The 11,585-nt window shown below is 67.0% G+C and carries 8 protein-coding genes and 1 pseudogene; 8 read left to right on the top strand and 1 reads right to left on the bottom strand.

What is annotated here, in order from left to right; translation table 11 throughout:
* The 6 genes from Q7A36_RS35450 to Q7A36_RS35425 all read left to right on the top strand — a co-directional run.
* A partial coding sequence (locus Q7A36_RS35450) for a DUF2934 domain-containing protein (protein ID WP_305108518.1) occupies positions 1-660 on the top strand: 660 nt, incomplete at its 5' end.
* A 35-nt stretch (positions 661-695) separates the two neighbouring features.
* On the top strand, positions 696-863 hold the full coding sequence (locus tag Q7A36_RS35445; protein WP_305108517.1) for a 4a-hydroxytetrahydrobiopterin dehydratase family protein: 168 nt from the start codon (positions 696-698) through the stop codon (positions 861-863).
* 84 nt (positions 864-947) lie between these two features.
* Positions 948-1,061 carry a 4a-hydroxytetrahydrobiopterin dehydratase gene (locus tag Q7A36_RS41835; RefSeq protein ID WP_370655764.1) on the top strand — a complete coding sequence of 38 codons (114 nt, stop codon included), beginning with the start codon at positions 948-950 and terminating at the stop codon, positions 1,059-1,061.
* A gap of 121 nt (positions 1,062-1,182) precedes the next feature.
* The gene (locus Q7A36_RS35435; protein WP_305108519.1) at positions 1,183-1,338 is read left to right on the top strand and encodes a hypothetical protein; all 156 of its coding nucleotides are present in this window, start codon (positions 1,183-1,185) and stop codon (positions 1,336-1,338) included.
* A 54-nt stretch (positions 1,339-1,392) separates the two neighbouring features.
* Positions 1,393-2,538 (top strand): CC0125/CC1285 family lipoprotein, encoded by a 1,146-nt coding sequence (locus Q7A36_RS35430; protein WP_305108516.1) that lies wholly within the window; start codon positions 1,393-1,395, stop codon positions 2,536-2,538.
* Positions 2,539-2,911: 373 nt separating this feature from the next.
* Entirely contained in the window at positions 2,912-8,479 is a 5,568-nt protein-coding gene (locus Q7A36_RS35425) for a DUF3320 domain-containing protein (protein WP_305108515.1), read from the top strand.
* A 124-nt stretch (positions 8,480-8,603) separates the two neighbouring features.
* On the opposite strand, the gene Q7A36_RS35420 is transcribed toward Q7A36_RS35425, so the two are convergent.
* Positions 8,604-9,926, bottom strand: a complete 1,323-nt coding sequence (locus Q7A36_RS35420; RefSeq protein ID WP_305108514.1) for an ISKra4 family transposase — start codon at positions 9,924-9,926, stop codon at positions 8,604-8,606.
* 263 nt (positions 9,927-10,189) lie between these two features.
* Here Q7A36_RS35420 and Q7A36_RS35415 point away from each other — a divergent pair.
* Positions 10,190-10,786, top strand: a pseudogene (locus Q7A36_RS35415) (Mu transposase domain-containing protein); the annotation flags it as partial.
* 13 nt (positions 10,787-10,799) lie between these two features.
* Positions 10,800-11,549 (top strand): IS21-like element helper ATPase IstB, encoded by a 750-nt coding sequence (gene istB, locus Q7A36_RS35410; RefSeq protein ID WP_305108513.1) that lies wholly within the window; start codon positions 10,800-10,802, stop codon positions 11,547-11,549.
* Positions 11,550-11,585: the final 36 nt, after the last annotated feature.

Here is an 11,585-nt window from a genome sequence, read left to right as displayed (position 1 = left end):
CAACGTGGTGCCATCCTCGTCGCTGCCTGGGTGGATGACGGCCATGTCGATCGCGCCCTGGCCACATACCGCGAATACGGCGCTGCGGCCCCTGATGCGTGCGAGCCCAGGGGAGCCGATCACCTCGCACAACAGGTCCGGGTGCGCGCCTACCACCTATGGGAGCAGGCAGGGCGACCCGATGGCCGGGATCTGGAGTTCTGGCACCAGGCCCGCCACGGCATGACGGGCGAGGACGGAGAGGCCGCGCCCAGGTCCGAAAGCCTCGGCAGCCCCACGAGCCAGTACCGCCACCACGACGCCACGCCGGGCTCAGCCCCCGACCGCAGCGTCCAGGCCGCGGTGCCCGACACTTTCCCCGCGAGCGATCCGATGGCGACCACCGCCGCGGTGGGCTCCCGCGCGGCGGACCCGGCCGCGCTGATGGACGCGCGGGGTGAGGTGGAGGTGCGCGACGCAGCCACGGTCGTCGCCCACTTCCCGGACCAGGAGCGGGCGAAGCTGGCCCTTGAGGGCTTGGTGCGCGACGTCCCGCTGGACCGCCGCTGCGGCACCATCTCCTGCGACGGCGGCCAGGCCACGCTGAAGGTGACCGCCCCGGGCGCCGACGCTGCGCGTGTCGCCGAGATTCTGCGCCGGTGCGGCGGGCAGGGCTGCTAGGCGGCCGCGTCCGGTGAGGCTTGAGGAGAGGGACGATGTCGAACACCGTTCTCGCCGAGAAGACCTGCACCCCGTGCCACGGGGGCGTCCCACCGCTGACGCCGGAACAGGCGGCGGGCTACCGGGTGAATGCGCCCGACTGGTCACTGATGGACGACGCCACGCGGATCGAACGGCGCTTCCGGTTCAAGGACTTCGGTTAGGCGTTCGCTTTCGTGGCGCGCGCCGCCGAACTGGCCGAGGCGGAAGGGCATCACCCCGAGATCACCTTCGGCTGAGGCTACGCGGTGGTCTCGCTGCGGACCAAGAAGATCAAGGGCCTGCACGAGAACGACTTCATCATGGCGGCGAAGCTCGACCGCATCGCAGGCCGGCTGGGCGCGGCGCGCCGGGAAGGTTGACCCCCGGCGCGCCGCCGTCCGAAATGGCGCGACCGGAAAACGTGGATCGCGCATCCATGGCCGCGCTCACTGGGTCGCGCCCAAAGCTTTGATAAGGGCGGGCTTCCTGGTGAACCGTCGGATGGCCAAGTCGCAGCAGATGCGCTGGACCCGGCTCGGTGCTGACTGCCTGCTCCAAGTCCGCTGCGCCGTCTACAACGGCACGCTCGGCACCGGCTTCGGGCAGCGCTTCCAAGCCGCCAACGATCAGGACCCGGCAGGTGCTATCGCAGCGTGACCCCCAGAGATGCGGCAGCCCCCATAGCGGATCGTTATGAATTAACTTGATTTCGTGCTTTTGTTGGCTAAAATACGTTTTTTGGTTGAGAAACGCTCTATGCGGACCGTGGCTTTAACTGCGTTGCTCGTCCTGGCGGGCTGCACGACCTACAAGCCAATGGGTTTCGCCGGTGGTTTTCGTGAGGTTCAACTGGCGCAGAACGCCTACCGCATCGAGACAAGAGGCAATGCCTTTGCCAGCGCTGAGAAAGTCAGCGAGATGGCTGTCGTGCGCGCGGCGGAACTGGCGCAGCAGCGCGGCTTCCGCAGCTTCATCGTCATGGATTCCGAAGACTATGAGCAGCAGGGTAGCGCCGTTATGGGCAGCGGCACCTACTCGTCCAATACGGCAGTCTACGGCAACCTCTTCGGTGCAACGGCGGTGACAAGCGGGGCCTACACACCGCCGCCTACCTTCAACTATAGCAAGCCACGTACCAGCTTGGTGGTGCGCATGTTCCGCAGTGGTGAGCCGGGAGCGCAGAACGGTCTAGAGTCGGCCGAGGTGCTACGCACGCTTGGGCCCCGGGTCGGTTACCAGCCTCCCACAGTGCCTGTCCTAGCAAACGCGTCAGCGGTGATGCCCGTGGCGCCGGGCGGGTCACCAGCTTCGGCACCGCCTGTGACTGACCGGCCGGTTATGCCGGTGAGTGTCAGTGTTGCGCCAGCGCGGGCGACAGACGTAGCGACCCCCTCGTCGGTTGCCACAAGTCAGGATGGGCGTGTGCGCCTGACCTTGCCACTTGGCTGGGCGGTATCACCGCCGCCCGCAGCGCTCGCCCACGTCCAAATCCACGCCCGTCACGCCGAATTTGGCAGCTTTCTGATTGTCACGACAGATAACCGCGCTGACATCGTCGACATGCATCAGTATGGCGAGACGCTGCGCAGCGGCGTCGTGGCCCGGCTTTCTGGCGCGCAGGGAACAGAGGTCGGCCGTATCAACGTCAAGGGACGCTCCGCCATCCGGTTTACGGTCATTGGTGTGGCCGGTGGCGTCCGGCTGCGCTACATGCTCACAGCCATCGAGTTCGGTGACCAAATCCTTAAGCTGACCACCTGGGCGACGGAATCTGCCTTCTCGCCGCACGCACTCGAATTCGAAGCACTGTCAGACGGCTTGAGCACAGGCTCCGCGCGAGTGGCGCAAGCGCGCTGAGGGCCATGGCAAAGGGAAAGCGTCAGGGTCGTACGCGCTGTGCCGGGCTGCAGGTCCGTCTCGCCGCTATGGCCTACAATCTGCGGCGCACAGTCATCCTGCTGCGCGCCGTGACGGCCTGCTACGGGACGAGTCTGCCCGGAGCACGTGCCCCGCTCGGACCGAGGATTAAATTGGTGCGCATAATGGTGCCCCAGGCATTCAGAACCCCGCTCCACAGCACCACGCACTTCCTGGCGCATCCGCGCACAGTTCTCATAAGACCTCTTGAAGAGAAAAGCCCTTAGACAACGGCGGTGGTGTGGCTGATAACCTTTCATGACCTAAGCCATTTTGTTACATATATCAAATATGATAAGGTTGAAAGAAAAGCATGTCAGACCGGCCCGCATCCGTGTTCCAGAGCGATCTTCCGATCGCCTTAAAACTAGAAAGGGCACGGGCGGAACTGCTGGACCTGTCGGCCCGCAACCGCCTCCTGAACGTCCCCAGGTTCTCGTCGTCGGCTAAGACGGTCGACGTCGTCGATGAACGGTCTTCCGAGGTCTTCCGGCTTCTCGTCCGCGAGAACAAGGTCTGCACCTTCCTGCCCGGACGGGAGACGGCACAGGAGAAGGCGGACTTAAAGGCCGCCGAGGAGGCCATCCTCACGGAGCTGCCCCAGCCCCCCGAGGACGAAGCCTTCGAGGAGAACGGCGTCGCGAGCCGCCATTCCGACACCCGGCTCCAGACCCGGATGACATCCAAAGGGCTGCAGAGGCGGCTCCTTGACTTGTACATGGACGCCCGCACCCTGGAGGAGGAGCAAGGCGTCAACGTCCTTTATCTAGCCTTGGGTTTGCTTAAGTGGATCGACCCCCAGAACAAGGAGAACGTGCGGCACGCGCCGCTCGTCCTCGTGCCGGTTCGGCTGGAGCGCGGCACCGCGGGTGAGAGATTCCGTGTCCGTGCGCGGACCGAAGATCTGTCGGCCAACCTCTCCCTCGAGGCCTACCTGGATCGGGTCCACGCTGTCACTCTCCCGGAACTCGACCCGGACGACGAGTTCGACCCGACCGCCTACTTCAAGGAAGTCGCCCGGGCCGTCGAAACGAAGGAGGGTTGGGAGGTCAAGCCGGACGACATCGTCCTTGGCTTCTTCTCCTTCGCCAAGTTCCTGATGTACCGGGACCTAGATCCGTCCAATTGGCCCCAGGGCGAGACCATCGCCGACCGTCCGCTGATCCGCTCTCTGCTGGCCGACGGCTTCGACGGCCGGGACGAGCTGATCCACGAAGATACCCCAATCGACCGGCACATTGCCCCAGCCGACATGTTGCACATAGTGGATTGCGATAGCTCCCAGACCCTGGCCGTCCATGACGTGCGGCAGGGACGCAACCTCGTCATCCAAGGGCCACCCGGGACCGGCAAGTCGCAGACGATCTCCAACGTGATCGCCGCGGCCATCGCCGATGGGAAGACAGTGCTCTTCGTCGCCGAGAAGATGGCCGCCCTCGAGGTGGTTAAGCGACGCCTGGACATGGCGGGGGTGGGCGATGCCTGCCTCGAGTTGCACAGCAGCAAGGCCAACAAGCGGTCGATCCTGGACGAGCTGCGGCGGACGTGGGACCTGGGCACCCCCAAAGGCGAGGGACCGGAGAGCGTCACCCGTCGCCTGACGGAGGCCAGGGACGTGCTGAACGCCCACGCCGAACGGATCCACCACTTCCATCCCATTGCCGGACTGACGCCGTTCCAGGTTTTCGGGCAGCTGGCGCGCCTAAAGCAGGACGGCCGACGCCCGGCTGACTTCGATCTGCCGGAAGCCTCTCGCTGGTCGCAGGAGGATGTCGCCAGACGCCAAGCCCTGGTGGGGGAGATGGCTGAGCGCGTCCTCGAAATTGGTCTGCCCGATCGCCACCCCTGGCGCGGCGTTGGTCTCGACGTGATCCTGCCGACCACTGTCGAGAGGCTGATGGCCCGCCTGGCAGAATTGACAATCCGTTTCGAGACCTGGGCCGCTGCCCAGCGTGCCTTGTCCCTGATCCTGGAGGTGGATGCCCCACCGAGCTTCGCCACGACGACCACGCTCGTCGGGTTGGGCCGACGTGTCTCTTCCGCACCGGATTTGGATCCGGCCGCCCTGTCTTGGCCTCACTGGTCTGACCGTGCCGAGGCTGCGGTACGTTTGCTGACCATCGGCCGGGAATTCGAGCGCCTTTCAACAGGCCTGGAGGGCCAGGCCACCCTTGCTGGCCTGGATGCCTCGGTCGGGGATGCGATCCTCACCTTCGCCAATCTTCCGCCAACGTACGGGACGGTGGCATTCGGGCACATTCGGCAGTTGCGTGCCCTCCTCCCCCGCCTACTGGCGGGCGCCGACCAGCTCGATGCCGAACTCGGGCGCGCCAGTGGGGAGCGAACTCTGGCGGCGATCGACCGCCTCGTCGCAACAGGCGAGCGGGTGGCGGCCGCGCCGGACGCCAGCCCAGAGGCATTCGCAGCCACGGTCTGGGACCATGGCGTGGAGCAGGCGGGGGATTTGGCAGAAGCCGTCGCATCTCTGGAGCGCGCCAAGACGACCCTGGGCGACAGCCTTCAGGAGGCTGCGTGGTCAGCGGACGTGACCCGTGCCCGTCAGGCGCTGGCCACGCACACCGGCTTGCTCAAGATGCTGAACTCGGAGTGGCGGCAGGCCAATGCCCTGGTGCGGACCGTGGTCCGCGATCCCAAGGTGCCTTTTCCGGAATTGCTCGAACGGCTGGATACCCTCATCAAAGCGCAGGCGGCGGTCCGGACGATCAAGGAGGGCCAGGAGTTTGGCAGGTCGGCATTCGGTGCCGACTGGCGAGGCGAGAAGTCGACCTCTGCGCCACTGATCGCTCTCGTGGACTGGATGCGCACGCTCCGCGGGCTGGGTGCCGAGCCGAGGCTGATCGCTGGCCGGACCCCTCAGCGGACAGCCTTGGCGCAGATGACGTCCGGGCTGAAGGAGCTTTACGCGGAAGTCCGCGCAAAGATAGGAGCGCTGCGGGAAGAGGCGGGAGGTAGTCTCTCGTCCCTCCTCGGCGACAGCCTGTCTGATGACCGCCTCATCTTGCCGGATTTCGCAACGCGTATCGTCGCTCTGGCCGCAGCCGACGATGTCGCCCTGTCTGCAGCACCGTCCGCCACCACGGTAACGGACCGCCTGAACGTGCTGCGGCGAATCGCTGCGAGACAGGACGCAGTGTGCTTCCTCGACGACGGCCTCCAGCTCGGCGCCGAGGCCTTCGGGAAGGCTTGGAAGGGAAAAGAATCGGACTGGCGTGGGCTGGCGCAGGCGGCCCACTGGATCACCTCCAACCACGACATCCGGATGCTGGCATCCCGCGTCACGGACCGGGCCACCTTCAGCGAGACACTGCGGGAGGTCGAGGAGGGACAGGCCAGCCTTTCTCGAGAGACTGAGGAGGTTTTCTCCTCGCTGCAGGCCACCACAATAGGTCTGTTCGACAAAGACACTCTCGAGACCGTCCCCCTTGTCGACCTGACGACGCGTTTTGCCGAATGGCAGGTTCAGGAGGAACAGCTCTCCAAGTGGGTGGCCTACCGCGAGCGAGCGGACCGTGCTCAGGCTGCAGGGCTGACGCCCCTGGTGCAACGACTTCAAGACGGTCGTCTGGCTCCGGTGGATGCCATACCCTCCTTCCAAATGGCCTACCATGAGGCATTGCTCGCCGATCTCGTTAGGCAGGATCCGGAACTCGGACGCTTCGATGGCGCCCTGCATGGGGCGCGGGCGAGGGAGTTCGCAAAACTGGACCTCGAACGGATGGACGCGGCCCGCCTCCAGGTCGTCCGCGCGCACCACAGCCGCATTCCCGCTAAGTTTGGCATGGGGCCCGTGGGCATTCTCCGCGCCGAGATCGCGCGGCGCCGAAATCACATGCCCATCCGACAGCTCGTGCAGAAGGCGGGCCCGGCAATTCAGGCCCTGAAGCCGGTCCTCATGATGAGTCCGCTCTCGGTGGCCCAGTTCCTGACCCCGGGCCGCATGATCTTCGACCTACTCGTCATGGACGAGGCCAGCCAGATCCAGCCCGTGGACGCCCTCGGCGCCATCGCCCGCTGCCGCCAGGTCGTCGTGGTAGGCGATGAGCGCCAGCTCCCGCCGACCCGCTTCTTCGCCAAGATGACTAGCGGCGATGTGGACGACGACGAAGACGGTGCGTCCGTCGCCGACATCGAGAGCATCCTCGGGCTGTTCACGGCACGTGGCCTACCCCAGCGCATGCTGCGCTGGCATTACCGCAGCCGCCACCAGTCCTTGATCGCGGTCTCCAACCGTCAGTTCTACGAGAGCAAGCTCTTCATCGTCCCCAGCCCCTATACCCGGGAAGCCGGGATGGGGCTGTCCTTCCGCCATGTGCCGGATGGCGTGTTCGAATCTGGCGGAACCGGCACCAACGTGGTCGAGGCCAAGCTGGTCGCGCAGGAAATCATACGTCACGCTAAGACCTCGCCCGGGCACTCGCTTGGAGTTGCGACTTTCTCGAGCCGGCAGCGCACGGCAATCCAGGACGAACTTGAGCTTCTCCGGCGCCTGAACCCGGACACCGAGGAATTCTTCCACGCCCACCCTGGCGAGCCATTCTTCATCAAGAACTTGGAGAACGTGCAGGGTGACGAGCGCGACGTCATCATGATCTCCGTCGGCTATGGGCGGAATGCCAACGGCACCTTCTCCATGCGCTTCGGGCCGCTCGGCGCTGACGGAGGGGAGCGGCGCCTGAACGTGCTCATCAGCCGAGCCAAGCGCCGCTGCGAGGTCTTCTCCTCCATCACGGACGAAGACATCGATCTGGAGCGCGCGAAAGGACGTGGCATCTTCTCCCTGAAGCTGTTCCTCCACTATGCACGCACGGGGCGGCTCGACATCGCGCATCGCACTGGCCGCGAGCAGGACAGCGTTCTGGAAGAACAGATCGGGAGGGCGCTACAGGATCGTGGCTACCAGGTTCACCCGCAGGTCGGCCTCGCGGGTTTCTTCGTCGACCTAGCCATCGCAGATCCGGAGCAACCGGGCCGCTATATCCTCGGCATCGAATGCGACGGCGCGGCCTATCACAGCTCCCGGTCCGCCCGAGATCGCGACCGCCTGCGCCAAGCTGTGCTCGAGGATCATGGCTGGATCATACACCGGGTCTGGGGATCCGACTGGTTCCAGCGCCCGCGGGAGCAACTTGAGCGGATGGTCGGCGCCATCAACGACGCCCGTGCCGAACTAGTCGAGAGGGAGAAGGTAGGGCACCTCGCCGGACGCGCCGTGCCGATCGACATCGTCACCCTCGAGAGGGCCGACACGTCGGAGGACGATGCGGAGGGTTTGGAGGGCGACGGTGCCCAGGTCTCCATGTACCAGGAAGCAACGCCTCAGGTGCCGCTGGGCCAGGCGATGCACGAAGTGTCCAGCGGCGTGATGGCGGAACTCGTAGAGCAAGTGGTCGCCGTCGAGGGCCCGATTCATGTCGACGAGATCGTGGTGCGGCTCAGGACGGCTTGGGGTCTACAACGCGCCGGTGGCCGCATCCAGGCCGCTGTCGAGCGTGGTACTGACATCGGCGTGCAGCGGGGGCGGCTGGTGCGGGAGGGCGCGTTCGTATCAGTTCCCAACCAACTCGTGATCGTCCGCGACCGTAGCAGCGTTCTCTCCGGAACCCTTCGCAAGCTGGAGGCCCTGCCACCCAAGGAACTAGAGGCGGCAGTTCTTCGGGTCGCACGGACCGGGCTGGGAGCGACGCCAGACGAGGTTGCTACCGCAGCTCCACGCCTCCTTGGCTTTAAGTCGGTCAGCGGCCAGCTCCGGCAAGCCGTGTCGACAACCATCGCCCGCCTTGAAGAGATCGGCGAGCTCGGCCGTGAGGCCGGATTACTCGTCGTCAAGGATGCAGCTGAGGCGACTTCTTCAGCGACATAGTGTGCGGGAGCGTAAGCGGCACGTTGGCAGCACGTTGAGCCTCGCGCGTCGTTGAGCGGGCTGGCTTTCCGCGTCCTGTCGGACGCCGGTGGTGAGGTGAGAGCATGCAAAGTTGTGGGGCTGATCAGGCTGCCTTTGCCATGGCGTGTTGCTGACCTTCGGGGGGACGAAAGCCCGGGTAGCGCTGCCGAAAGGCAGCCTCGAGCGTGCCGTTCAGAACCGCCGTGCGGACGTCCAGGAAGGGCTGCACCGTCGCCCGGCTCCAGCGCATCTGCTGGGCTTTGTTCATCCGCTTGGCCACGATCTCGTTCACCGCGCTCTCCACGAAGGCGGTCGAGATCGGCAGGCCGCGCCGGCGCCGGGCGGCATAGGGCACCAGCGCTCCCTCGTTGCGCTCGAGATAGCCCAGCAGATCGGTGACGTGACGCTGCAGGCGGTCACTCCCTTCTGCCTCAACCACGTCCGCACGCCTGGTCCAGCGGAGCAGGGCAGTGAGCTTGGCCCGGCATCCCGCCCAGCGCCCATGCCAAAGGCGCCACTTCGCCCGCTCCAGGTCGCGCTCGGCACGGTTGGCGAGGGGCGCCTCAAGCCTACGGCCCGCCCTGATTGCGTGCTCGAAGCGCAGCGCGGCGTGCCACCAGTCCAACACCGGCGTGGCGCCGGGCAGCACCTCGCGCTGCAGCCGCCACAGCCCGGCATCGCCGTCGCACAGCACGGTCGCGGGTGTGGCCGCGGTCACGCCTGCTGCGGCAAGCGCTTGGCGCAGGGTCACAGCCGACCCCGCCTGGCCGTCCCGGGCCAAGGCGAAGCGGTGCTGGGCGCCATCGGCCCCGATCACCTTGCCTGCGACCACCTCGAAGTGGCGCCCCTCCTCGGGATGCCGGCTGCGCACGTAGCCGCCATCCAGCCCAACCACGACCGCGCCGCCCGGCCGCACTGCGGGCCGCGTCACGGCCGCAGCCATAGGCGGCTGCACCACCTCCTTGCCGACCCGCTGTGTCCGGTTCCGCACCGTGCCGGCGTTCGCCGCCCCGGCGATCGGAAGCAACTCGGACAGGAGCGCGGCGACCTTGCCGAACGGCGCCAGCGCCGCATACCGGGCGGTGACGCAGGCGAGCTCGGGCGCGACGGTACCTCCGCCGAGCTCCAGGGCCGCGAAGCTCTTCGGTTCGCCCGGACCATGGCAGGGGCAGACCAACAGCCGTCGGACCTGGACCGGCACCGCACCAAACAGCGAACGGAACGTCGCCTGGTAGTGGCCCTTGCTGGCCAGCAGCTGGCCGCACGCCGCGCACCAGCGGCGGCGCTCGCCCACCGTAGTCACCTGGGCCGGCACGATCTCGGCCTGCAGCGTGCGGATTCCGGGGCATGTCGGCCACCCATTCCAAAATGATGTCGGCCGGTGATTCTGGGATGAAGTCGGCCATTCCGATCTGAAGTCGGCCACCCCCTTCGGGGGTGGGTGGTTGCTCGACCGCTGGGCGGGACCCGGGTCCCCTTCGCGCAGGACGCGAGGGGGACCGGATGCCGGCCGAGAGAGTGTCGATGCGACGTGTGAGAGAAATACTGCGGCTGAAGTACGAGGCGGGCGCCTCCGACCGGGCGATTGCGCGCTCGGTGGGGGTGGCCCGCAGCACAGCGCGGTTGTGCCTGGACCGGGTCGCGGCAGCCGGGCTGACCTGGCCCCTGCCGGAGGGGCTGACGGACGGGGCGCTGGACGCGCTGCCAGTCGAGCCCTTCGTCTACGCCGAATGGCGCCGTCGCCGGGTCGGGCTCGACTACCACGTCGATGTCGACGGCCACTACTACTCGGCGCCGCACCGGCTGCTGCGCGAGCAGGTGGAGGCCCGCGTCACCGCCCGCACGGTGGAGCTGTTCCACAAGGGCGAGCGCGTCGCCGTCCATGTCCGCGGCGGGCTGCGCGGCCGGCACACCACCCTGCCGGAGCACATGCCGCAGGCGCACCGGCGCCATGCCGAGTGGACCATCGAGCGGATCGGCCAGGAGGCGGCGGCCGTCGGCCCGGCCACGGCGGCGCTGACCGCGCTGATCCTCAAGGACCGGCCGCATCCCGAGCAGGGGTTCCGCGCCTGCCGCGGCATCCTGCGGCTGCTGCGCACCTACGGCCGCGACCGGCTCGAGGCGGCCTGCGCCCGCAGCATTGAGATCGGCGCCCGCAGCTACGGCTCCGTCGCGTCGATCCTGCAGCACGGCCTCGACCGGCAGCCGGCGCCGCGGCCGGCGCGGGGCAGCGAGGAGTTGCCCCTGCTGCACCCGAACATCCGCGGCTCCGGCTACTACCACTGAGGAGAGACAGCCCATGCTGACCCATCCCACCCTCGACCAGCTGCACCAGCTCGGCCTCGCCGGCATGGCGCGGGCCTTTGAGGAACTGCAGGCGAACCCGCAGGGCGGCGAGCTCGCCCCGGCCGAGTGGCTTGGCCTGTTGCTCGACCGCGAGATCGCCGAGCGACAGGACCGCCGGCTCAAGGCAAGGCTGCGGTTCGCCAAGCTACGCCACCAGGCCAGTGTCGAGGACATCGACTGGCGCACTGCCCGCGGCCTCGACCGCGCCCTGTTCCAGAAGCTCGCCCAGGGCGGCTGGATCGAGGCCAAGGAGAACCTGATCCTGGAAGGCCCAACCGGTGTCGGAAAAAGTTGGTTGGCCTGCGCCCTCGGCCAGAAGGCCTGCCGCGACAACCACTCCGTGCTCTACCAGCGGGTGCCGCGGCTGTTCGCCGATCTCGCCCTGGCCCGTGGCGACGGACGGCATGCCCGGCTGATGCGCACCCTCGGGGCGGTGAAGCTCCTGATCCTCGACGACTGGGGTCTCGAGCCGCTCGGCCCGGAGCAGCAGCGCGACCTGCTGGAACTGGCCGAGGACCGCTACGGCCGCGGTGCCACGCTGATCACCAGCCAGGTGCCGCCCGACCGCTGGCACGACCTGATCACCGGCAACCCCACCCTGGCCGACGCCATCCTCGACCGTCTGGTCCACAATGCCCACCGCATCCAACTGCGCGGCGAGAGCCTGCGCCGAAAACGAGCGCCCAAGGCTGCCGAGGCTTGACCCGGACCACCCACACGATGGAGACAACCACCCGTG

Origin of the sequence: Paracraurococcus lichenis, assembly GCF_030657435.1 — a bacterium.
Lineage (GTDB): Bacteria > Pseudomonadota > Alphaproteobacteria > Acetobacterales > Acetobacteraceae > Paracraurococcus > Paracraurococcus lichenis.
Note: the sequence above shows the minus strand (reverse complement) of the source record. Positions and strands in the feature narration are given on the sequence as shown.